This is a genomic window from Cyanobium sp. Tous-M-B4 (assembly GCF_024345395.1).
Lineage (GTDB): Bacteria > Cyanobacteriota > Cyanobacteriia > PCC-6307 > Cyanobiaceae > Cyanobium_A.
On sequence record NZ_JAGQBA010000001.1, the window covers coordinates 25,099 to 46,593 of the forward strand.

The window sequence follows — 21,495 nt, forward strand, 5'->3', positions numbered from 1 at the left end:
TAAGTGGGATTCACACCTCACCAGAATGCCGAAGCTGCGCCGCTATTGCCCTTGGCTCGCCTCCCCCTGCTGCTGGCCCTCACCTGCTTGGGCAGCGGCGCCGCCTTGGTGGGCGGCAGTGCCCTGCTGACCCTGATTCCCGCGACAGACCCCAGCACACCCACCCCAACCCTGGAGCGCCTGCGGCGGTTCTCGCCCGATCCGGAGCGGCGGCGGGAGGCCAGCTTGCTGCTGCTGCCGCGCCAGGCAAAAGGCGACCTAGTCGGCGAGCGCCGGTTGCTGCGCGGCCAGGGCTGGGGTGGCGATGAGCTAGCAGCCCTGGTGCTCAAACGCGATGCCCTGGCCGCCGAAGCCCTGGGTGATCAGGCAGCCGCCCAGCAACGCTGGCAGCAGCTTGTGCGGCGCTTCCCCGACACGCCCGCCTCAGCCGATGGGCTTTATGCCTTGGGCCGGCAGCAGCCCCAGCTGCGGCAGAAACTACGCAGCCGCTTCCCTGCCCATCCCGCGGCCCTAGCGGCCGCCGTGGAGGCGGGCCCGAGCGACGCAGATCGCCTCCAGGCAGCCCTGCACCTGGCCGGGCACGGTGTGCGCTGGCCCGGTGCGGGGCCACGCTTGCGCCAGGCCTGCCTGAGCACGGTCGCAGCAGCTACCCCTAGCCAGCGGGACCAATTAGCCAGGGGCCTGGCCCAGCTAGGCGACTCGGCCGCCGCCCTTAGCTGCCTCAAGGGCAGTCAGCCGAGCCCAGAAACCCAGCTAGCCCTCAGCCGGGCCCTGCTCGCTGGCGGCAGCGAGCAGCAGGCCCAGGCGGAAAGTCTGCTGCTGCAACTGGCCAAAGCCGCGCCGCGCTCCAGCCAGGCCAGCGAGGCCGCAGCCCTGCTGAGCGAACAGCCCGGGTCCAGGGCTCTCCAGGCCTTGAAGGGGCTGCCCTCTGCCCTGCAAGACACGGCCCCGGTGCGGGCGCGGCGGGCGATGGAGAGTGGCGACATCGGCGCGACGCTGGCGGTGCTGCAGCGCTGGCCCAACAATCCAGCCAGCTGGGAACTGCAGTGGCAGCAAGCCCGTCAGGCCCTGCTCAAGCGCCAATGGGCAACGGCCACAACGCTGCTGAGTGCGCCGATCGGTCGCGAATTGCCGGTGGGGCTGGTGGGACGCCAGCGCTTCTGGCTGGGTTTCAGCCAGAAGCAGCAAGGCGCCACCGCCAAAGCAGAACGCACCTGGAGTGATCTGAACAAACAGCATCCCGGCGGCTACTACGGCTGGCGGGCGGCGGTGCGCCTAGGCCGCGGCGATCTCAGCCTCGATCCCCGCAGCAGCCCAGCCCTTGTGCAACCCCAATGGCACCCCCTAGGCAGCGGCGACTGGCAGATCGACCGGCTCTGGCGCCTGGGCCAACCCCTGGAAGCCTGGGAGCACTGGCGCACGGGGCGGAGTTCTCCCCCCACTAGTCCCCAGGAGCTGATTACGGAAGGCCGGCTACGCCGGGCCGTGGGAGACCACTGGATGGGACTCGGCCAACTCGAGCAAGCCAGCCTGCGCCTACCGCTGAATGGAAACTGCGCCCTGGCCCAACAGCTTGAGCGCGACCTGCAAACCGCCAGCTTCGTGGCGGAGCTCGAGCAGGCTGGCGCAACCGCCGCGGTGCCGGCAACCCTGCTGGCAGCCGTAGCCAAACAGGAATCGCGCTTCAGCCCGGGGGTGAGCTCCGGCGCCGGTGCCGTCGGCTTGCTGCAACTGATGCCAGCCACCGCCGCCGAACTGGCCGGCACACCCCTGACAGGCGATGCCCTCACCGACCCAGCCCGCAATGCCCAACTAGGCGCGCTCTACCTAAAGCAACTGCTGGGCCAGTGGCAGGGCAACCCCGTGCTGATGGCTGCCAGCTACAACGCCGGCCCCGGTGCCACCGCTGGCTGGGTGACGCCCCAATTGCAACAGGCACCGGAGCTATGGATAGAGGCCATCCCCTATCCGGAAACCAGGCTCTACGTCAAAAAAGTGCTCGGCAACCTTTGGAGCTTTCAGCAGAGGCCGATGGCTAGCTGCTAGCCACCGCTGGCCAGCCAACGGCCCACCCATGCCCCTGACAACACCAGCACCCCCAGCACCCCTGCCAGGAGCACCGGCGGGGGTGCCACCCGAATCCGGGCTAGATCGAGGCGTGCCAACAACACAGTGGTGCCAAGGATCAGCACATTGGTAAGCACTTTCAGGTGGAGCAGATAGAGGCCACCAACCGTGACGATCAACAGGCTGATCACCAGGCTCATCACCCGACTGGCGGCCATCAAATTGGAAATCCGCTGCAGCAGCAGGTCGGGCATGGTGCACACCACCACCACCAGCAAGGCGTGGAGACAGTCAAGTGACCAGAACAAGCTGGATAACTGCCCCATCCCCGACGCTGCCGCACCCTCGAGGGGCTGGCTCCACTGCAACCCCTCGTAAACGGATATCACCACCAGCACCAGCAGCATCGGCGCCCGCAAGGGCAGCAACAGCAGACGCAACATCGCCATCACGGGGGAGCCAGCACCAGGGAAATCGCATCCAGAGGGCAACTCGGAATGCACTGTTCGCACACCAAGCAGCGTTGCGCATCGAATTGCAGCTGCCAAGCCGGCTGGCTCAAGCTGAGGGCACCGCTGGGGCAAACGCTCGAGCAGAGGCCGCAGTCGACACAGAGACTGCGGTCGACATCTATCTGACCAGGCGCCCGGTTGAGGCCGAGTCCCTGACTTTCTAACCAGGCCTCCGCCGCCGTCAGTTCGTCGATGTCACCGGAGAGCTCCACCACCATGGTGCCGCTCTGGTTGGGGGAAATCTGGGCGCGCAGGATCTTGGCGGCGATATCGAAATCCACCGCAAGCCGGTAGGTGATCGGCTGATGCACCGCTTCGCGGGGAAAGTGCAGGGTGAGGCGCCGTTTCACGAGGATCCGGTTCGCGGGAACAGCACGCTTACCTCCGCAAAACGCTAGCAAGCACTGGCAAAGTGCAGGCATGACCAACTCCACCCCGAATTCCGGCCTGGGGCCAAGCGAACGGCTGCTGCTAGTTGTGCTGGCGGCCCTACTGGCAGCGGGCCTGCTGTGGTTCCGCGGCGGACTGAATCCGGAGGCTCCCCTGGAGCGCTTGGCGCGCCAATCCCTGGATCTACCCGTGGCCTTGCGCAATGGCAAGCCAACGCTGGTGGAGTTCTACGCCGACTGGTGCGACGCCTGCCGCACCATGGCTCCGGCGATGGAAACGATCGAAGCCCAACACCGCGGCCAGCTCGATGTGGTGCTGCTCAACGTTGACAATCCGCGCTGGCAGCCGGAGCTGGAGCGCTACGACGTCAACGGCATTCCCCAACTAGAGCTGTTCAACGCTGCCGGTGAAGCGGTGGGCCGCTCGATTGGCGCTCGCAGCCTCAACGAATTGCGCGCCCTCAGCAGCGCCCTGATCGCCGGCGAACCCCTGCCGCCCCTCGCCGGAGTGGGGGCCGTCAGCAACCTGAGCCAACCCGCTGGCGAAGTTGCGGCAGCGGAGCCCAGTACTGCCACGATGGCCGGACCCCGCAGCCACGGTTGACGCCCGCCATGGATTCCCGTTTCCGCGTTGACCTGATCGCCGCCACGCCTAACCCCCAGCAGTGCGTTTATGCGGGAATGCATCAGGACTACAGCGAGGGCTTTGTGGCAGCAGATCCCAGCAGCTGGCCCGAGGAGAGCAAGGCAGGGGAAATCTGCATCAAACGACTTCTCGCCGGCGAGCGCGGTCACTACGGCCCCTTAGAACATGCCCAAATCGTGCTCAACGTTGGCTGGTTTCCCCACTCGGTGATGCAGCAGGCGCGTACCCACCGAGTGGGGGTGAGCTTTGACGTGCAATCGATGCGCTACACCGGCGATCGCATCTGCAAGGCCGCCAATGGTGAACTGGAACTGGAGGAGGTGTTCTATCTAAGGCCCTCGGGTAGCTATAGCGACCGGCAAGGCAAAAAATACGCCTACACCGAAGAGCAGCGCTGCGTAGATCTAGAGCTCTGCAGTGCTGCGGCGTCTCGTTACCGCGACCTTTTGGCGGCTGGCTTCGCCGAGGAGCACGCCCGCGGCATCCTGCCCTTCGACTACCGCCAGCACTTCGTGGTGAGCTTCACCTTGCGAGCATTTCTGCACTTCCTTGACCTGCGGGCCAAGCTCGACGCCCAGCTCGAAATTCGCGAACTTTGTGAATTGATGTGGCCCCACCTGCAGGCTTGGACACCCCAATTTGCTGACTGGTATGAAAAGAGCCGCTTGCATAAAGCCAGGCTCGCCCCATAGGGCAGAAGCACATAATTAACTGGCGGCTTAAATTCGCGCCAACGTAACCCGTTCGGGCTGGTGCTGATATTTACCGGCCCGATCTTGATAGGTGGTTTCGCAGGGATCGCCCTCAAAAAAGAGCAGCTGACAAATTCCCTCATTTGCATAAATGCGGCAGTCAGCACCCGAAGAATTACTGAACTCCAGGGTGAGGTGACCCTCCCAGCCGGCTTCCGCTGGCGTCGTATTAACAATGATACCTAGCCGGGCGTATGTGCTCTTACCCAGGCAGATCACCGTGATATTTGATGGCACCTTCATCTTCTCCAGTGCCACTCCCAAGCCATAGGAATGGGCTGGCAAGATAAAATAAGATCCATCCTCGTCATCGTGCAGGGGAGCGGGTTCGAGGTTGGCCGGATTGAACCGCTTGGGGTTCATCACGGTGCCAGGCACATGCCGAAAGATCAAAAATTCCTTAGCCGACAACCGCAAGTCGTAGCCATAGGAAGAGCAGCCGTAGCTGAGCACCGGCGAGCCCGTCGTCTCGGGATCGAGGTGGCGCACCAGGCTCGACTGAAACGGCTGCAACAAACCTGCCGCAGCCTGCTCGTTGATCCAGCGGTCGTTCTTCAGCATCAGAGGCCTCGGCGCAACTGGGTGACCTGATCAGCCATGGCCATCAACTCAGGAGTCATGGCTGGCCCCGTCAAAATGACATCTAAATGGGCTGGACGGCGCTCCAAGGTTGCCAGCACTTCAGCCTGCTCGATGTAGCCCAGCTCCACAGCCAAGCCCAGCTCATCGAGCACCATCAGATCCACCGCACCACTGAGCAGCTGCTCGCGGCTGAAGGCCCACACCTGGCGCACCGCCTCCAACAACTCAAGCTCCTGGTGGGCAGCTGGCTCTGACAGACAGGCAGGCACACCGGGCCGCAGCCATTGCAGTCGCCCACACAGCCAGACGCTGCTGCCGAGGCCCTGATCTACGCCACCCTTAAGAAACTGAGTAACCAGCACCCGGCTGCCCAAACCGGCACTACGCAGGGCCTGGCTGAGCACGGCACCGAAACTGCCGCGGAATGGCGCCGTATGGATTTGCAGCAAGCCCTCCGACTGGGCCACTAGCCGCAATGCCGGCGCAGCTGCCACAGCCAAAGGGCGATGACCAGAGCGCTGAGGTTGGTGCTGTACCGCCGGAAAACCAGCTCCAGAGGAGGAGGTGAGGCCTGAGACGGGCAAGCTCGCGGTCATGAACAACCTGAATAAAAACCTGGAAAATCGAAAACAGACCTGGGGAGCCGCGAGCAGCCCATGGCCCCGCGAAGCTGAATGTAGCGGGATCGGGCCGCTTCACAAGCAAACGACACCATCCCTAGCGGAAACATACGTACTGGTGCGCAGGGGGCGCCGGCGGTGTCGTCTGAAACCGTGTGTATTGCTACAAGCCGCCCCCCGGGTGATCCTTAGGGTCCCGGCACTTGCCCAGACCTTGATGGTTGGCGCTACCCACGGATTTAGCCGTACCGCCAACACCCCATCGACGGGTGCCCCTGGCGTGGTGGCAGGCATGGGCAGCGCCGGCCAGGGCAACCCCACCCTGTTGGAAGTGATCCGGGGCCTGGCCGGCAGCAGTGTTGAGACGATCGAACGGGGCAAGACGATTTTTTTTCCCGGCGATCCAGCCGAGAGGGTCTACCTGCTGCGGCGCGGAGCGGTCCGGCTGTCGCGGGTATATGAATCCGGCGAGGAGATCACCGTGGCCCTGTTGCGTGAGAACAGTCTGTTTGGTGTGCTGTCGCTGCTTACCGGCCAGCGCTCCGACCGCTTTTATCACGCTGTGGCCTTCACCAGGGTCGAGATGGTGACCGCACCAGCCACCTCCGTGCGCCGGGCGATCGAGCAGGACGCCAGCGTGGGCTTGCTGCTGCTGCAGGGCCTGTCTTCGCGAATACTGCAGACCGAAACGATGATCGAAACCCTCACCCACCGCGACATGAGCTCGCGGCTGGTGAGCTTCCTGCTGGTGCTGTGTCGCGATTTCGGCGTTCCCAGCTCGGAAGGGATCACGATTGATCTGCGCCTGTCCCACCAGGCGATTGCCGAAGCGATTGGCTCCACCCGGGTCACAATCACTCGCCTGCTGGGCGACCTGCGCAACGACGGGCTGGTTCAGATCGACCGCAAAAAGATCACTGTGTTTGATCCAATCGCCCTAGCCAAGCGCTTCAGCTGAACGCCAGAGATACTGGGGCCCTTCGCGGACGTATGTGACGGGCTGGCTGCTGATCCTCGCTCTGCTCGCCCTAGGGGGGGTGCTCTCCACCCTGGGCGACCGACTCGGCAGCCTGGTGGGCAAGGCGCGCTTGAGCCTGTTGGGGATGCGGCCCCGCCGCACCGCCGTGTTGATCACGGTGCTCACAGGCAGCCTGATCAGTGCCATCTCCCTCGGCCTGATGCTCTTAGTGAGCGAGCGGCTGCGCACGGGCCTGTTTGAACTCGATCGACTGGAGCAACGGCTGCAAACCAGCCGCAGCCAACTGAGCCGCAGCAATAGCCAACTAGCTAGCAGCCGCCTGGAGGTGGCGAGGGCTGAACAGGGCAAACGCGAGGCTCAGGCGCGCTTTGAGCAGGCCCAAGCCCGCGCCAGCAAATTGCGCCAAGAGCTGGCGCCACTTTTAGCCCAGCGCAACCGGCTGGAGCTGGAGCGCAGCCGTCTCAGCGAGGAGGTGAAGGGGCGGGATGCGGAAATCCGCCGCACCGAAGCGGAACTAGCCCAGGTGCGCCGCCGGATTAGCGCCGGAGCCCAAGAACTTAAAGACCTGGAGAGCAACCTGATTGCTCTGCGCCGCGGAGACGTGGTGCTCAGCAGCGGTCAGACCCTGGCCAGCGCCAAGGTGACCCTTGAGCGCCCCGAGCAGGCCAAGGATGTGATCACCGCCTTGCTGCAGCAGGCCAATCTCAACGCCTTCAGGCGGGTGCTGCCCGGCCAGCCCCCCGATCGCCAGATCCTGCTGGTACCCAAAAATGACATCAGCAAGCTGGAAGGCCTGCTCGCCAAGCCCGGCAGCTGGGTGGTGAGCATTCTCTCGGCAGCCAACGTGCTACGGGGCGAGCGCCAGGTGCTTGCCTTCCCAGACCTACGCCCCAACCGCCCAGTAGTTAAGGCCGGCGAAGTGCTGGCCAGCACCACGATCGAGGGCGACCTCACAGCCCTGGAGCCGGTTTCGCGGCGACTCAACCTGCTGCTGGCCGCTGCCTATGCCCGAGCCCAGCGCCAGGGCACGTTGGTGGAAGGGCTGCAGTTCGATGCGGCCAGCTTTAAAAATCTGGCCCGGGAGCTGAGCGAGCGCCAGCCAGGCCAGGTTGCCCTACTAGAAGCACTCGCCATCAATAACGCCAGCACCGCCGACCCAATTGCGGTGGAATTGCGCTGGTTGACAGCCCCATCTCCATCCCAATCTGGGCCAGGCCCTCGCCGCCCATGACGCGCGCTGCGGCGGGCCTGGTGGCAGGCCTAGATCCCGGGCGCAGCAAATGCGGTCTAGTGCTTGCTGATCCTGCCCTTGGCCAGATCCGGCAGGCTGCAATCCTGCCCCCGCAAGCCTGCCTCGCCCTGCTCAAAAGCTGGCAGCAAGTGGGGCTTGATCAGGTTGTGCTCGGCAATGGCACCGGCAGCCAAGACTGGCGCAGCCGGCTTGGCCAGCAGCGGCTGGCGCTAGCTGTGGTGGATGAGAGCGGCAGCACCCTGGCGGCCCGCGAGCGCTACTGGCAGCTGTGGCCCCCTAGGGGCTGGAGGCGACTGCTGCCGGCGGGCTTGCGCTTGCCCCCCCGCGATATCGACGATGTGGTCGCCCAGCTGCTGATTGAGCGCTATTGCGGGATGACCCTGCAGCGCAGCAACCAGGAGGTGCTGAGGCAATGGCCGCAGCCGGTCGCCGCAGACTAAATCGGTTTAAAAACGGGCCCGAACCGTGAAGACGTAGTCACCGCCAGGCTCGAGCTGGTAGTCGACCTTGAGCAGATAACGCAGCAGAGCGTCCTGGATCAGAGCTCTGCCCAATGAAGGCTCAACGCTGAGTTCACCGCGGTCAAAGGCCCAGCGGAAACTCCATTGGTAGCCGCCCGCACTCACCTCCCCCTCCAGCACCCTCTGGCTGAAGCTCTGATGCAGCACCCGCAACTGGGCAGTGGTGGAGGGAAGGCGTGCCATCGGCTCAGGCTGCCGTGCCCTGGGGCTGAAAACTGTTGAGTCGGTTGCCAGCCCGCTCCAGGCCGAGGCGCTGAATCAGGCCAATACCTGCCTCCACCTCGCGCAGCACCTCCTCGAGCAGGGGCTGCTCGGCAAGCGTGAAGCGTCCGAGCACATGGCCAACGGTGCGGGCGCGGCGCTCGCCGGGATCTTGGGCGGGGGCGCCAATACCAATACGAAGCCGCGGAAAGTCCTGGGTACCTAGGTGGCTGATGGTGCTGCGCAGGCCGTTATGCCCCCCGGCACTGCCCGTAGCCCGCAGCCTCAACTTGCCGAGGGGTAGATCCATGTCATCCACCAGCACCAGCAACTGGGCAGGCTCGAAACCAAACCAGTCAAGGGCTGCGCGGATCGAGCGACCACTTTCATTCATAAAGGTCTGGGGCATCAATAGCCGCAGCCGGGCAGGCCCTGAACCCACCTCAGCCACCAAGCCCTGAAGCTTTGGCTGCTGCCGAAAAGAGACGCCGCCAGCGCAATCGACTAGACGCTCAAGGGCCATAAAGCCCACGTTGTGGCGAGTACCTGCGTACTTGGCTCCCGGGTTACCCAGGCCCACCACCAACTGCAACGACAACTCAGGCCGCGGGACCATCGAGAGGCTGCTCAATGAGCTCTGGAGCATCAGCCCCAGAGGCATCAGCTGAAACAAGCTCAGTTGCAGAAACTGCAACCGGCAGCTCAGCCGCGACAGGTTCGGCGGTGGTGATCGCCGTGCGCAGCTCCTTTTCGAACTCGGAGGAAGCGGATTGAAAACCCTTCAAGGTGCGCCCCAGGGTTTTACCAAGCTCCGGCAGCCGCTTTGGCCCGAACACCAGCAGCCCGATGGCGGCAATTACCGCCAGCTCAGGCAGGCCAATGCCAAACACGTTCATCAGCCGAGGCCGTTCCAGTTGACCGTGATGCCCTCGAGCAGCAAGGACTTGTTGTACAGCTGAAGAATGATTAGCAGAAACACCAGGAAGAGCACCATAAAAATGCCCATCACGGGCGTGGTGCCCCAACCGGGAACGACCTTGCCGTACTCAGAATTGAGTGGCCGCAGGATGTCTCCGAGGCGGGTGCGTTGGGCCATGTCTGCTGCAGCCTCTCGGGCATGGATTCGCTTTAAGTACTGTAAGGGCCTCGCGTACCGCGTTGCGGCGGTCCGTCGAGAGTTGTGACGCAACCCGTCACCTGCATCCCCCTTCCGCCTCCATGGACCCCACCGCCACCACCAGCTCCCCGGCCCTTTCTGTGGCCCTCGCCGTGCTGGCGGTGCTGCTTTCGCTCACCGGTTTTGGGGTGTATCAAGCCTTCGGGCCGCCCTCCAAGGGCCTCACCGACCCCTTTGACGACCACGACGACTGAGCGCTAAGCGCTAGGCCAAATAGGGGCGCAATCGCCAAAATCCCAAGCTCCACGGCGCCAGCCGCCAGGGATCTTCGGCAATCTTTCTTTGGGAAACCAAGGGCTGATCAAGGCCATCGAGTCGCTCCAGCAGCTGCCAGCTCTCTCCCACCTCCAGGTAACGGCGGCAAGGGGAACAGTTCTGCACGGTGAGCACCACGTCCCCCGACGCCCCTAGCGGCCGGCAGCCCAGTAGCAACAGCCCCTCGTCCAGGGGAGGCAGGGCCTGATGTCGTTTAGGCCGGCCCTGGGCCGCCGCCGGCCGCAGCCATAGCGGTTCCCTGAAGGCCACCGCCTGCTTGGGCACCTGGGCCCGGCACCAGCCTGCTGGGCAGGGCGCCAGGGCCAACCGCAAGCGCTGCAGGCCGTTATCAGCGCCAGGATCTGGCCAAGTAGGCGCCCGCAGCAGCGACACACCCAACTGCTCCGAACTAGCCGACACCCCCTGGGGCCCATCGAGCAGCACCGCCAAGCCGCCGTCGACAGCCACAGAAGCGATCCAGCTGATCGCTGGCAGCTCCCAGCGGGCCTGCTCGCGGTCAGTGACCGGCTGGGCTGGCCGTTCCAGCACGCCACCGGAGGTATCCGCCGCCCAGCGCAGGGCCGGCTGGGCCAAGGGGATCTCCAGGCGCAGCAGCTCATGGCGCTGGCGCCAGTCAACGCTGAGCACAAGCTCGAGCCAGGGGGTATTGGCTAGTAAGCGCCCCTCCAGCCGCACCGCACTGGCCCCGCACTGGCCCCGCCACACAAAACTGGTGCACAGCTCGCCCTGCTCCAGCCAGCTCGGCTCGCCCTGCCACTGCCAGGCCAGCGGATGGTCCCGGTAGCCCGTGGCGATGTCCCAGGCATCCCAAAACTCACCGCGATCGGCAAAACGCCGCCAGGCCAGCGGTCCTGCCAACTGGGGCTGATCTTGGCTATCCCACAGCTGCTCGAGGCCCCGCGGCCCCAGCTCAAAACTCACCAAACCGTTGCCGCAGCGCCAGCCCTCTCGCCACACCGGCGCTTCAACCTGAGCTGCCTCAACCTGAGCTGCCTGAGAGGCGGCCACTGCATCCGTTCGCTCCAGGGGCAGGGCGGCCACTCCCGCCAAGGGCGGCAGCTGCAGCCACTGGCCGCCAGCCCGGGCCGGCTGGGCCGGCAGCGTGACGCCGCCACAACTCCAGCTGCCCAAAGGCACCCGCAGACTGCGGGCCCGCGGAGGCAGGGGCTGGAGCTGGGCTACCCACCAACCCACACCCACACCGTCATCTTCACCGCCATCAGCTCCTAGCCAGGCCTGCAGAGCCCGATCCCGTTGCAGGCAGGCGCTGCGGCGCGCTGCCCGCCACTGGGGCTCGGCCTGCTCGAACACCTCCGGAATCGAGGTGCCGGGCAAAATGTCGTGAAACTGCTGAAAAAGCAGCGTTCGCCAGTCGACCGTTTCCGGCTCGCCGGCTAGGGACTGGGCCAGCTCAGCCTCCCGCAGCAGCCGCTCGAGCGTGCGGTTGTGGCGCTTCTGATCAGGGCGCGAGGTGGCGCAGCCGCGATGCAGCTCCAGGTAAAGCTCGTCGCGCCACACCGGCAGCCGGAGCGCCAGCGGCTCGAGGGCAGCCAAATAACCCCGCAAGCTGCCGTGATGCTGGGGAGCAGCCTCAGCTTGCTGCTGCCAGAGCCGCAGCTGCTCGAGCATTTCGGCGCTGGGGCCACCACCGTGGTCGCCCACTCCGGGCAGCCACAGGGCCGATTCAACCCCGGTCGCGCCTTGCCAAGCCAAGCGATATCGCTCCATCGCCACGGGGTCGCCATCGGTGCCGATCGGGGCGTTGATCAGGGCCAGCAGCTCGGAACCGCAGCGACTGCGCCAGCGAAACAGCCGGTGGGGGAAGGGATTGGTGGCGTTCCAGGCCATTTTGTGGGTGCAAAACCAACGCACGCCGGTGCTGCCAGCCACGGCCGGCAGGCCGCTGGCGAAGCCAAAGCTGTCGGGCAACCAGGCCAAATAGTGCTCCAGCTCCGGGAAGCTGGCGGCGCTGAATTGCTGGCCCAGCTGAAACTGGCGCAGCAGGGAGGAGCTGCTGATCAGCACGCAGTCGCTCTCCACCCAGGGGCCGTTGATCGGCTCAAAGCGACCGGCTGCCACCGCGCGCTGCAGACGGGCGAACAGGGCCGGCCGGTGTTGCTGCAGCCAGGCGTATAGGGCCGGTGTGGAGTGGCCGAAATGCAACTCCTCGAAGCGCTCGATCAGATCAAGGGCAGAGGTGAAGGTGCGCTCGGCCGCTTGCCAGGTGTCGGCCACCGGCCAGAGCCAGGCCAGATCGAGGTGGGCATGGCCCAACACATGAAACCGACCTGTCGGCGGTTCGCCGCTGCGCAGCTGGGCAAGCTCAGCCTTGGTTTCAGCCAACAAATCCACCGGATCGGCTGGATCCAGGGGCTCGAGCTCAAGACGGCTCTCGATCAGAGCACCGTCGTCGTGCACGGGGCTGCGCAGGCGTAACTCCAGCTCCAGGGCCTCCCCCTGCCACCAGCGCTCGGGCAGCAACCAGCGGCAAGCGGTGTCGAACAGGTCGCCGCCATGCACCCTCACACCATCAACCCGTAGCTCCACCTGGTCGGCCCACCAGCGCAGCACCAGCCGGGCCTGGGCAACGGGCTCCGGCTGGTGCAGCTGCAGCCAGGTCTCCGGGCAAACCAGCCGCAGCCGTAGCTCCCGCCACTGGCCACCCCGCGGCCAAATCACCAACCCCCGAGCTGCCCAATCCGGACGACATTGCTGGCCCCAAGGATCGTCAATGGCTGGGCCAAACCGCCCTCCCGCCTGCACGCAGCGCCAGAGTGGTTGGAGATCCAAGCGCGAATGGGTTGGCCGCAAACGTGACTGAATCGTTTCAATCCGTGGGGTCTGCCCTAGTCCTGAGGCCTCAGGCATCGTTGGATGGCAAGCCGAGTCCCATAGGATGATCCCGCAGCTGCGGGGTCGACTAGGCCCTTCAACGCGCCTGTCACTCCCTGTCACCCGCTCGCCGTTCCCCAAGGCCGAACCATGCTCGCCCTCAAGATCTCGGTTTATTCGGTCGTCTTCTTCTTTATTGGGATCTTTGTATTCGGCTTTTTGGCCAGTGACCCTAGCCGCACCCCGAGCCGTAAAGACCTGGAAGATTGATCAGCTGGCACTAGGCAAGCAAGGTCCTGATTCTGTTTGTGGGATGATCCCCAATGGGACCTGCTGGGCCTTATTTAATGGTGCCGATTTTAGACACGCTTCCTTCAACACTTCAGGCTCAAGAAGGTCTTAAGGGCTGATGGATTTGGCTGGCAATTCCCAACGAGTGCCTCTGGGGAAACGGCCTTTAAGGAGGCTCGCTCGCCAACTATTAACAGCAGCTTGCCTGTCTGCCCTTTTTGCTCCAAAGGTACTGGCAAATGATATTCCCAGCCAGCCTGGGGCTGTCACAGCCGCTAGTTCAGTTAGCCCTGCTCCCAACTTTGCTGTTATCAAGGCCGATCAGCAGAGCTACGACCAGCAACTAGGCCGGTTTGTTGCCACCGGCAATGTAGAAGCTCGCTTCAACGGCTGGCGCCTGCTGGCAGATCGAGTCGAACTGGCTGAAGCCAGCCGCAGTGTCTACGCCAGCGGGCAAATTCGCCTGATCAAAGGAGATCAATACCTGCAGGCAAGCCGTCTGCGCTACAGCGATCTTGAAGGCAGCGGTGAACTTGACGACGTCTATGGCGTTATCGACCAAGACACCCTTGCCCGGGACATCAATTCTCAAGAGGTCAGCTCTCAAGAAGTCAACTCTCAACAGACCAAGGCCAAAACGAACGGTCAGCCATCTGACGTCAGCCAACCAGCGTTTGCCTGTCCGCCACTCAGTGCAGATCCTGGCAATAGAACCATGCTGCGGGTGTTGCCACCGGGTCGCAGCAGCCTGCCCACCATGCCAGCACCAGCAGGCTGCCTTGGCAGTGAGCTCTCCACTCCAGCTCTATCTCTAAATAGGGCACTGGAATCAGTTGCTTTCGGCCCACCCCAGGCGGGCGGCCCGCAGCAGAGACAATCAACGCAAAACCCCAGCAGCTCTACTACCAAAGCACTTGAAATTGGGCAGCTGCCAGAGGTGGATTCAAAAGTCAGAGATGTTGCTTTCCAGCAGAGCTGGAGCATCCGCTTCAAGCTTGATCTAGCTGCCGTAATCGACACCACCGACTCGCTAAATAACAGACAGGAATACCGTCCGCCCACCAACAAAGCCGGCACCATAAGCCGCGTCCGCTTTCAGGGAGCCCAAATCCAAATCCGAGGCAACCGCTGGACTGCCGAGCAGATCGCCTTCACCAATGACCCTTTCACACCAGCAGCTTCATGGATCCTGGCCCGCAAAGTGGTGGCCTTAATGGATGGACGAGGGAAGACCCGCATCAACAGCCGCAGCACCCAGATCCTGCTGGACGGCAAGGTCTCCCTGCCAGCAATCACCAACACAACAATCGGCGCTGAGGAAGGTCGGCTTGCTTTCGACACCGACAAGCAAGATCGTGATGGGTTTTTCCTCGGCTACAACCTAGAGCCAATCAAGCTGGGCCAACGGGGAAGCCTTCAGCTCCAACCCCAGCTGAATGTGCAGCGGGCACTAGAAGGACGCACCAGTAGTTACGCCCTTTCCGGTCAAAACCTGGCCAGTCCGGGCAGCGAACAGACAGCCAAGATTGGCGACATGTTTGGCCTGCTGGCGGCACTCAATCTGCCCATGGGCTGGCTCTCTCTGAATGCAGAAGCCAGCCTATCTACCTTCAATCCTGATAATTTCAGAGCCGGGACCCGTAGCAACACAAGCTTGACGGCTCCCTTCAGCCTGCCCGGCCATTCAAGCGCCAATGCCAGCTTATTTGGCTCATACCGAGAGCGGATTTACAACGGCAGCCTTGGGCTGCAAACAGTAGTTTACTCCTACGGCGCCAATCTAGCGGGAAATGCGCTATTAAACCAGTACAAAAATCCAGAAACTTCTCGCAAATCCCCCTTTATTGAGCCAATCAATCTCAACTGGGCAGTCCAATCAGGCTCCTACCAAGCAGAACTTTTTGAGACAGATACGCTAGACACGTTATGGCGTAGCTATGCCAACCTGGCAGCCAGCACAACTTTGCAGCTCTGGCAGGGCTCTGCCCTTGATGCCAGCGAAGATCCCAAGCGAGGCTTGCGTTATTCGCCCATACCGGTCGCACCCAGCTTCGGAATCAACTTCGGAGCCAGTGGCTACGCGGCCACTTATAGCGATGGCGCCAACCAAAACACCCTCACCTTGTGGGGTGGGCCTTCGTTCACATTAGGACAGTTTGATCGACCCGTATTCGATTACACCCGCTTCTCTGCATCAATCGCCGGCACCTTTTTAAATGGAGCCAGTCCCTTTGGCTTTGATCGCACAGTAGATCTGCGCACCCTTAGCTTTCAAGCAGCTCAACAGATCTATGGCCCAATTGTGCTGGAAGCTGGTGCCACCTTCAACATTGACAATGGCTCCGAATTCTATGGCGACGTTTCCTATTCCTATGTGGAATTAAAACTGCAACGCCGCTCCTACGAGCTCGGGGTCTACTACAGCCCCTACGACGGCATCGGCGGCATCCGCGTCAAACTCAACGACTTCAACTTCACTGGCAGTGGCACACCATTCGTGCCCAGGCCTAGAAGCCGTTGATGTAGGGCAACGATGCAGCAGTGCGCGCCAGCTCGCTGTCGTGGGCCAGTAACTGGGAGGTGGCATCCCATTGCCCAGAAGCCAGCATCTGCTGGGGACCAGCCTGGAGTTCTAGCTGCCAAAGCTGACCTCGGGAGGCTTCCAGGGTGGCTTTAGCCAGCGACAAGCTCAGCTCTTGGTCGGGATCAGCGATCAGCTGCTCCTGCAGGCTCAGCACGCTGGCGTGGGATGCGGTGAAACAGGGGATTCCCAAGGCCAGACAGTTGCCATAGAAGATCTCAGCAAAGCTTTCCCCCACTACCGCCCGGATACCCCAGCGCATCAGCGCCTGGGGAGCATGCTCACGACTTGAGCCACAACCAAAGTTGCGGTTCACAACCAGCACAGAGGCTCCCTGCAGCTCTGCTCGATCGAAGGGGTGCTCCCCAAAGAGCTCGGCCCGATCATCGGCAAACACCTGCTCACCAAGCCCGTCAAAAGTGACACATTTAAGAAAGCGGGCTGGAATGATTCGATCGGTGTCAATGTCGTCGCCGGCGATGACAACGGCGCGGCCGCGCACAGCCGAGACAGGGCCAAAGGGGAAGCTGGGGGTGGTCATGGCCGCGATCATGGCGTGGTGTTAATCATCTGGCGCACATCACACACTTTGCCGGCAATTGCGGCCGCAGCCACCATCGCCGGACTCATCAGCAGGGTGCGGCCGCTAGCCGAGCCCTGGCGACCCTTGAAGTTGCGATTACTTGAACTAGCGCTGATCTGGCGGCCCTCAAGCCGATCTGGATTCATGGCCAGGCACATCGAGCAGCCGGGCTCACGCCACTCAAAGCCAGCCTCCCTAAATACTCGGTCGAGTCCTTCCGCTACCGCGGCCGCCGCCACCTGTTCAGAACCAGGCACCACAAATGCCTTGATGCCAGGAGCCACATGGCGCCCCTTGGCCACCGCCGCAGCCGCCTGCAGATCGGACAGGCGCCCATTGGTGCAGCTGCCAATGAAGCAAACATCCACCCCTGTGCCGGCAATCGGAGTACCCGGCTGCAGATCCATGTAGCGGTAGGCCTCCTGGGCCAGGGGGCGCTCATCTGGCTCTGTCTGCTCCAAGGTTGGCACCGTTTCATCAACACCGATGCCCTGGCCGGGGGTGATCCCCCAGGTGACCGTCGGCGCAATGGCGGCGGCATCGAAGCGCACCTCATCGTCAAAAACGGCGTCTGCGCCACTGGCCAGGCCACGCCACCAGGCCACGGCCCGCTCCCAGGCTTCAGCCTTGGGCGCATAGGGCCGGCCTTGAAGGTAAGCAAAGGTGACGGCGTCGGGGTTGACGTAGCCGCAGCGGGCACCACCCTCGATTGCCATGTTGCAGAGGGTCATGCGCTCCTCCATCGCCAACGCATCGATGGCGGGGCCGGCAAATTCGTAGGCGTAGCCCACACCACCTTTGACCCCCAACACCCGGATGATGTGCAGCACCAAGTCTTTGGCATAGACGCCCGGCTGCAGCTGCCCCTCTACCCAAATCCTCCGCACCTTGAGCTTGCCCATCGACAGGCTCTGGCTGGCCAGCACATCGCGCACCTGGCTGGTGCCGATACCAAAGGCAATAGCCCCAAACGCCCCGTGGGTAGAGGTGTGGGAGTCGCCGCAGGCGACGGTCATACCCGGCTGGGTGAGGCCCAATTCGGGGGCAATCACATGGACGATTCCCTGGCGGCCGCTGCCGAGGCCATGCAAAGGGATGCCGTAGTCGCTGCAGTTGCGCTCGAGGGTGGCGAGCATCTCCTCAGCCAGGGGATCAGCGAAGGGGCGCGCCTGGGATGTAGTGGGCACGATGTGATCAACCGTGGCCACGGTGCGCTCGGGGAGTCGCACCGGCAGGCCCAGATCTTTCAAGGCTGCAAAGGCCTGGGGGCTGGTCACCTCATGAATCAGGTGCAAACCGATAAACAGCTGGGTGGAGCCGCCCGGCAACTGGGCCACCCGATGCAGATCCCAGACCTTGTCGTAGAGGGTGCCGGCACTCACGCAAGGTCCGTTCGACTGAGGCTCAAGCCTAAAGCTGCGCCCCGGGGCAGTCGGCAAGCCGCAGGCGCAAGCGATTGAGCGCTTCTCCGGTCGTCAACCGCTGAATCCAGACCCGGCCGCGCGTGGCGCCAAAGCGCACTGCCTCGCTGCTGCAACCATCCGGGCCGGCAATGGCGATATGCACAAGCCCAACCGGCTTCTCGGTGCCACCACCCCCCGGGCCGGCGATGCCGGTCACAGCAATTGCCCAGGTGGCACCAGTTGCACGGCGAGCGCCCTCACCCATGGCAATGGCCACCGGATCGCTCACAGCGCCGTGGCTCTCAAGCAGCGCCTGCGGCACCCCAAGCAACGCCTGCTTAATCGAGTTGGCGTAGGCAATCACGCCACCAACAAAGCCATCAGAGGCTCCGGGCACCGCCGCCAGGGCCGCTCCCAGCCCACCGCCAGTGCAGCTCTCAGCTACAGCCAGCGTCTCACCACGGCGGCGGATCTGCTCAAGCACCACACTGGCCAAGCTGTCGTCATCGACGCCGAAGCAGGCCCTACCGGAACGGGCCCGGATCTGCGCCTCAAGCGGAGCCAGCAGGATCTGGGCTTCAGCAACGCTGCCTGCCCTGGCCGTGAGGCGCAGCTTCACTTCACCGGCGCCGGCGTAGGGAGCCACAGTTGGGTTTTCTTGCGCCAGCAGATCGGCCATCTGCTCAGCTAGAGCCGACTCGGAAACGCCCCAAAAGCGCAACATGCGACTGGCGAACACCCCCTCAGCCAAACCAGCTGAGCGCAGCCATGGCTCTGCGGTGTCAGACCACATCGCCTCCATTTCGCTTGGCACACCAGGGAAAGTGAGCACCGTGAAACCTGGCTGAATGCCCGGGGCCGCAGGCGGGGTCCAGATCATGCCCGGGGCGGTGCCGGTGGGATTTGGCAACACAGCTGCCCCTTCGGGCAGAAATGCCTGTTTGCGGTTGCTGGGGGAACAGAAACGGCCGCGGGCGCCGATGCGGGCCTGGATAGCGCTCCAGATCTCTGGGTGCTCCACCAGGGGCGTGTCAAAGGCGGCAGCGATAGCTTCGGTGGTTAGGTCGTCAGGGGTCGGGCCGAGGCCGCCGGTAGTGATCAACACCCGGCAGCGGCCTGCCGCTTCCCGCACCGCTGCCATCAGGCGCGGGCGGTTGTCACCAACCACGCTCTGGCGCTGGTGGGCGATGCCCAGGGCCGCCAGCTGCTCGGCCAGCCAGCGGGCATTGCCATTAGTGATGTTGCCGAGCAGCAGCTCGGTGCCGATGCAGAGAATCTCGGCGCTCACAACCTCACAGCTCCCGGTTGGCCGCAGGCTGCTGCAAGGCCCGGCGAGTGCTAACCAGCACCCAGATCAACACCGCAGTAGCCAGGGCCAGCCAGAGAAAGCGCAATTCAGCATTCACCAGCACCAGGGCCAGGGAGCCCAACCACTGGGTGAAGGCATAAATCAGCAACACGGTGCGGCGATGGCTCAGTCCCGTCCGCAGCAGCCGGTGGTGCAGGTGGCGCCGATCGGGATAGAAGGGAGAGTGGCCTTCGCTGAGGCGCCCCATGATCACTGCCGACATGTCGGCCAAGGGCAGCGACAGGATCAGCAGCGGTAGCAGCAGGCTGACGCTGGTGAGCCCCTTGGCCGGGCCGACGATGCTGATCGCCGCCAGGGCAAAGCCCAAGAAATAGGAACCGCCGTCACCCATGAAGATGCGGGCAGGGTTGAAGTTGTGGCGCAGGAAACCGAGGCAGCTGCCGGCCAGCGCCGCGGCCAGCAGGCCAGCTGCAGGCTGATGCAGGCTGAAACTCACCGACAACAAACCCACTGCAGCGATACCGCTCACGCCCGCCGCCAGACCATCGAGACCATCAAGCCAGTTGATGGCATTGGTGATGCCCACCAACCAGATCACCGTTGCCAGCAGGCTGAGCCAGTCTGGCAATGGCAGCAGCAGATCAGAGCCTCCCCACCAGCCCATGGGGATCTCGATGTTGCCGATGCGCACACCCTCGTTCCACGCAACCATCGAAATGGCCAACTGGCCGGCCAAGCGGGGCAGGGGCGGCAGGGCATAGAGATCATCTGCCAGCCCGATCAAGAAAAAGCAAAGGGCGCCAGCCAGGGTGGTCCAGATCAACTGGTCCTTTTCAGCGGGAAGGTTGGCGAACCCCCCCAAGCCCCAAGTGAGACCCAGTGCTGCACTGAAGGAGATAACAATGCCGACTCCTCCAAGGCGCACCATCGGAGAGGTGTGCTGCTTGCGCGCATCGGGAGCATCCACCAATCCCCAGCGCAGTCCGAGCCGACGTACCACTGGCACCACCAGAGCCGTGCACAGAGCAGCAACGGCAAAAGTGAGCAAGGCGGCCGCGTTGGGGCTGTAGGCGAGGGTCACTGAATCAGACCGAAGCAAGCCGAAAAATGGCCTTCAGCACCCACCTTACGGGCGTTGAACTGGATCAAGCGTGCTGAAGCTCACGCGCTGCTGCGTAAAGCGGGAAGCGCTCACAGAGAGCAGCAACCCGATCGCGGCAGCGCTGTTCGATGGCGCTGTCTTCGGGATTTAGCAGGCGATCGGCGATCACATCGGCCACCTCGCGGAAGGCAGCCTCGTCAAAACCACGGGTGGTGCAGGCAGCGGTGCCCAGACGCAGGCCGCTGGTCACGAAGGGCGACTGAGGATCGAAGGGCACGGTGTTCTTGTTGGCGGTGATGTGGACATCACTCACCAGCAGGTCAGCCACCTTGCCGGTCATGCCGATGCTGCGCAGATCCAGCAGCACGATGTGGTTGTCGGTGCCGCCGCTCACCACGGCGATGCCGCGCTCTTGGATGCGCCCGGCGAGGGCCTGGGCGTTGGCAATCACCTGCTGGCTGTAAACGCGGAAGCAGGGCTGTAGGGCCTCGCCGAAGGCCACGGCCTTGGCGGCGATCACGTGCTCCAGCGGGCCACCCTGGCTGCCGGGGAACACGGCCTTGTCAAACTGCTTGCCGAACTCGGCATCGCGGCAGAGGATCAAGCCGCCGCGGGGGCCGCGCAGGGTCTTGTGGGTGGTGGTGGTCACCACGTCGCAATGGGGCACGGGGTTGGGGTGCACTCCCGCCGCCACCAGGCCGGCGATGTGGGCCATATCGGCCAGCAGGTAGGCGCCCACCTCATCGGCGATGGCGCGAAAGGCCGCGAAATCGATGCTGCGGGGATAGGCGGAGTAGCCGCACACGATCAGCTTGGGCTTGTGCTCTAGGGCCAGCTGGCGGATGGTGTCGAAGTTGAGCTGCTGGCTGTCGGGGTCGACGCCGTAGTGGACGGCCTTGAACCACTTGCCGCTCACGTTCACCGGCGAGCCGTGGGTGAGGTGGCCGCCGTGGCTGAGGTCCATGCCCAGGATCGTGTCGCCGGGCTGGAGCAGCGCCAGGAAGACAGCGAAGTTGGCCTGGGCGCCGCTGTGGGGCTGCACATTGGCCCAGGCGGCACCAAACAGCTCCTTGGCCCGCTCGATCGCCAGCTCCTCGATCGCATCGACATGCTCACAGCCGCCGTAGTAGCGCTTGGATGGCAGGCCTTCGGCATATTTGTTTGTGAGCACAGAGCCCTGCGCCTCCATCACGGCTCGGGAGGCAAAGTTCTCCGAGGCGATCAGCTCAAGATGGGTTTCCTGGCGCCGCAGCTCCTTTTCAATCAGCCCAGCGATGGCGGGATCTCCGGCAGCTAGGGACTGGTTGAGGGCAGCACCGCCGGGGTTGGCCATGGTTGAGGGTTAAATCGTTTGATGATCGTAAGGACCGGAGCCGGGCAAGGGATAACTCCATGTCGAAGCCAACCCACAAAAAAACCG

Annotated in this window: 23 protein-coding genes; 9 read left to right on the top strand and 14 right to left on the bottom strand. The window is 63.6% G+C overall.

The features are described from left to right. Window positions 1-51: 51 nt before the first annotated feature. Complete coding sequence (locus KBY73_RS00165) at window positions 52-2,046, top strand: lytic transglycosylase domain-containing protein (protein WP_254935120.1); 1,995 nt, start codon at window positions 52-54, stop codon at window positions 2,044-2,046. On the opposite strand, the gene KBY73_RS00170 is transcribed toward KBY73_RS00165, so the two are convergent. Together KBY73_RS00170 and KBY73_RS00175 are read right to left on the bottom strand one after the other, a co-directional pair. Further along, the gene (locus KBY73_RS00170; RefSeq protein ID WP_106632293.1) at window positions 2,043-2,516 is read right to left on the bottom strand and encodes a hypothetical protein; all 474 of its coding nucleotides are present in this window, start codon (window positions 2,514-2,516) and stop codon (window positions 2,043-2,045) included. The two genes, KBY73_RS00165 and KBY73_RS00170, sit on opposite strands and share 4 nt — an antisense overlap. Further along, the gene (locus KBY73_RS00175; protein WP_254935121.1) at window positions 2,516-2,929 is read right to left on the bottom strand and encodes an NIL domain-containing protein; all 414 of its coding nucleotides are present in this window, start codon (window positions 2,927-2,929) and stop codon (window positions 2,516-2,518) included. The genes KBY73_RS00170 and KBY73_RS00175 overlap by 1 nt, the downstream gene beginning before the upstream one ends. A 70-nt stretch (window positions 2,930-2,999) precedes the next feature. Between KBY73_RS00175 and KBY73_RS00180 the strand changes: the two genes are divergently transcribed. Then, window positions 3,000-3,572, top strand: a complete 573-nt coding sequence (locus tag KBY73_RS00180) for a thioredoxin domain-containing protein (RefSeq protein ID WP_254935122.1) — start codon at window positions 3,000-3,002, stop codon at window positions 3,570-3,572. Between the two features lie 8 nt (window positions 3,573-3,580). Continuing rightward, on the top strand, window positions 3,581-4,306 hold the full coding sequence (gene thyX, locus KBY73_RS00185; RefSeq protein ID WP_254935123.1) for an FAD-dependent thymidylate synthase: 726 nt from the start codon (window positions 3,581-3,583) through the stop codon (window positions 4,304-4,306). Between the two features lie 27 nt (window positions 4,307-4,333). Here thyX and dcd read toward each other — a convergent pair whose 3' ends face one another. Beyond that, entirely contained in the window at window positions 4,334-4,927 is a 594-nt protein-coding gene (dcd, locus tag KBY73_RS00190) for a dCTP deaminase (RefSeq protein WP_254935124.1), read from the bottom strand. After that, window positions 4,927-5,544, bottom strand: coding sequence for a cob(I)yrinic acid a,c-diamide adenosyltransferase (locus KBY73_RS00195; protein ID WP_254935125.1), 618 nt, complete (start codon window positions 5,542-5,544; stop codon window positions 4,927-4,929). Before KBY73_RS00195 ends, dcd begins: the two co-directional genes overlap by 1 nt. A 241-nt stretch (window positions 5,545-5,785) precedes the next feature. Here KBY73_RS00195 and ntcA point away from each other — a divergent pair, with 241 nt between their 5' ends. The 3 genes from ntcA to KBY73_RS00210 are packed head-to-tail and all read left to right on the top strand — an operon-like array spanning window position 5,786 to window position 8,239. Continuing rightward, window positions 5,786-6,526, top strand: a complete 741-nt coding sequence (gene ntcA, locus KBY73_RS00200; protein ID WP_106632287.1) for a global nitrogen regulator NtcA — start codon at window positions 5,786-5,788, stop codon at window positions 6,524-6,526. Between the two features lie 34 nt (window positions 6,527-6,560). Beyond that, entirely contained in the window at window positions 6,561-7,778 is a 1,218-nt protein-coding gene (locus KBY73_RS00205) for a DUF3084 domain-containing protein (RefSeq protein WP_254935126.1), read from the top strand. Next, a complete protein-coding gene (locus KBY73_RS00210) occupies window positions 7,775-8,239 on the top strand; it encodes a resolvase (RefSeq protein ID WP_254935127.1) in 465 nt (154 codons plus the stop codon). The genes KBY73_RS00205 and KBY73_RS00210 overlap by 4 nt, the downstream gene beginning before the upstream one ends. Window positions 8,240-8,245: 6 nt before the next feature. On the opposite strand, the gene KBY73_RS00215 is transcribed toward KBY73_RS00210, so the two are convergent. Genes KBY73_RS00215 through psbH form a run of 4 tightly spaced genes read right to left on the bottom strand, consistent with a single transcriptional unit; the run spans window position 8,246 to window position 9,617 of the window. Beyond that, a complete protein-coding gene (locus tag KBY73_RS00215; protein WP_254935128.1) occupies window positions 8,246-8,503 on the bottom strand; it encodes a DUF3146 family protein in 258 nt (85 codons plus the stop codon). A 4-nt stretch (window positions 8,504-8,507) separates the two neighbouring features. Continuing rightward, window positions 8,508-9,137: an aminoacyl-tRNA hydrolase gene (gene pth / locus KBY73_RS00220; RefSeq protein ID WP_254935129.1), complete on the bottom strand. Its 630-nt coding sequence runs from the start codon at window positions 9,135-9,137 to the stop codon at window positions 8,508-8,510. Continuing rightward, on the bottom strand, window positions 9,121-9,417 hold the full coding sequence (locus KBY73_RS00225; RefSeq protein ID WP_254935130.1) for a TatA/E family twin arginine-targeting protein translocase: 297 nt from the start codon (window positions 9,415-9,417) through the stop codon (window positions 9,121-9,123). The genes pth and KBY73_RS00225 overlap by 17 nt, the downstream gene beginning before the upstream one ends. Next, complete coding sequence (gene psbH / locus KBY73_RS00230) at window positions 9,417-9,617, bottom strand: photosystem II reaction center phosphoprotein PsbH (RefSeq protein ID WP_094559148.1); 201 nt, start codon at window positions 9,615-9,617, stop codon at window positions 9,417-9,419. Before psbH ends, KBY73_RS00225 begins: the two co-directional genes overlap by 1 nt. Before the next feature lie 122 nt (window positions 9,618-9,739). Here psbH and psbN point away from each other — a divergent pair, with 122 nt between their 5' ends. Then, window positions 9,740-9,892: a photosystem II reaction center protein PsbN gene (gene psbN, locus KBY73_RS00235; protein WP_106632281.1), complete on the top strand. Its 153-nt coding sequence runs from the start codon at window positions 9,740-9,742 to the stop codon at window positions 9,890-9,892. A 10-nt stretch (window positions 9,893-9,902) separates the two neighbouring features. Here the strand turns inward: psbN and KBY73_RS00240 are convergent, their stop codons facing one another. Continuing rightward, entirely contained in the window at window positions 9,903-12,842 is a 2,940-nt protein-coding gene (locus KBY73_RS00240; protein ID WP_254935131.1) for an alpha-mannosidase, read from the bottom strand. Window positions 12,843-12,956: 114 nt separating this feature from the next. Here KBY73_RS00240 and KBY73_RS00245 point away from each other — a divergent pair, with 114 nt between their 5' ends. Together KBY73_RS00245 and KBY73_RS00250 are read left to right on the top strand one after the other, a co-directional pair. Further along, window positions 12,957-13,076, top strand: a complete 120-nt coding sequence (locus tag KBY73_RS00245) for a photosystem II reaction center protein I (RefSeq protein ID WP_006172424.1) — start codon at window positions 12,957-12,959, stop codon at window positions 13,074-13,076. A gap of 166 nt (window positions 13,077-13,242) precedes the next feature. Next, on the top strand, window positions 13,243-15,618 hold the full coding sequence (locus tag KBY73_RS00250) for a DUF3769 domain-containing protein (protein WP_254935132.1): 2,376 nt from the start codon (window positions 13,243-13,245) through the stop codon (window positions 15,616-15,618). Here the strand turns inward: KBY73_RS00250 and KBY73_RS00255 are convergent. The 5 genes from KBY73_RS00255 to glyA all read right to left on the bottom strand — a co-directional run bounded on the left by KBY73_RS00255 (window position 15,605) and on the right by glyA (window position 21,408). Beyond that, a complete protein-coding gene (locus KBY73_RS00255) occupies window positions 15,605-16,219 on the bottom strand; it encodes a 3-isopropylmalate dehydratase small subunit 2 (RefSeq protein ID WP_254935133.1) in 615 nt (204 codons plus the stop codon). The genes KBY73_RS00250 and KBY73_RS00255 overlap by 14 nt on opposite strands. An 8-nt stretch (window positions 16,220-16,227) precedes the next feature. Continuing rightward, entirely contained in the window at window positions 16,228-17,643 is a 1,416-nt protein-coding gene (leuC, locus tag KBY73_RS00260) for a 3-isopropylmalate dehydratase large subunit (protein WP_254935134.1), read from the bottom strand. Window positions 17,644-17,671: 28 nt separating this feature from the next. Then, the gene (locus KBY73_RS00265; protein ID WP_254935135.1) at window positions 17,672-18,952 is read right to left on the bottom strand and encodes a competence/damage-inducible protein A; all 1,281 of its coding nucleotides are present in this window, start codon (window positions 18,950-18,952) and stop codon (window positions 17,672-17,674) included. A gap of 4 nt (window positions 18,953-18,956) precedes the next feature. Beyond that, window positions 18,957-20,054 carry a glycosyltransferase family 4 protein gene (locus KBY73_RS00270; protein ID WP_254935136.1) on the bottom strand — a complete coding sequence of 366 codons (1,098 nt, stop codon included), beginning with the start codon at window positions 20,052-20,054 and terminating at the stop codon, window positions 18,957-18,959. A gap of 64 nt (window positions 20,055-20,118) precedes the next feature. Continuing rightward, window positions 20,119-21,408, bottom strand: a complete 1,290-nt coding sequence (gene glyA, locus KBY73_RS00275; RefSeq protein ID WP_254935137.1) for a serine hydroxymethyltransferase — start codon at window positions 21,406-21,408, stop codon at window positions 20,119-20,121. Between the last annotated feature and the right edge of the window lie 87 nt (window positions 21,409-21,495).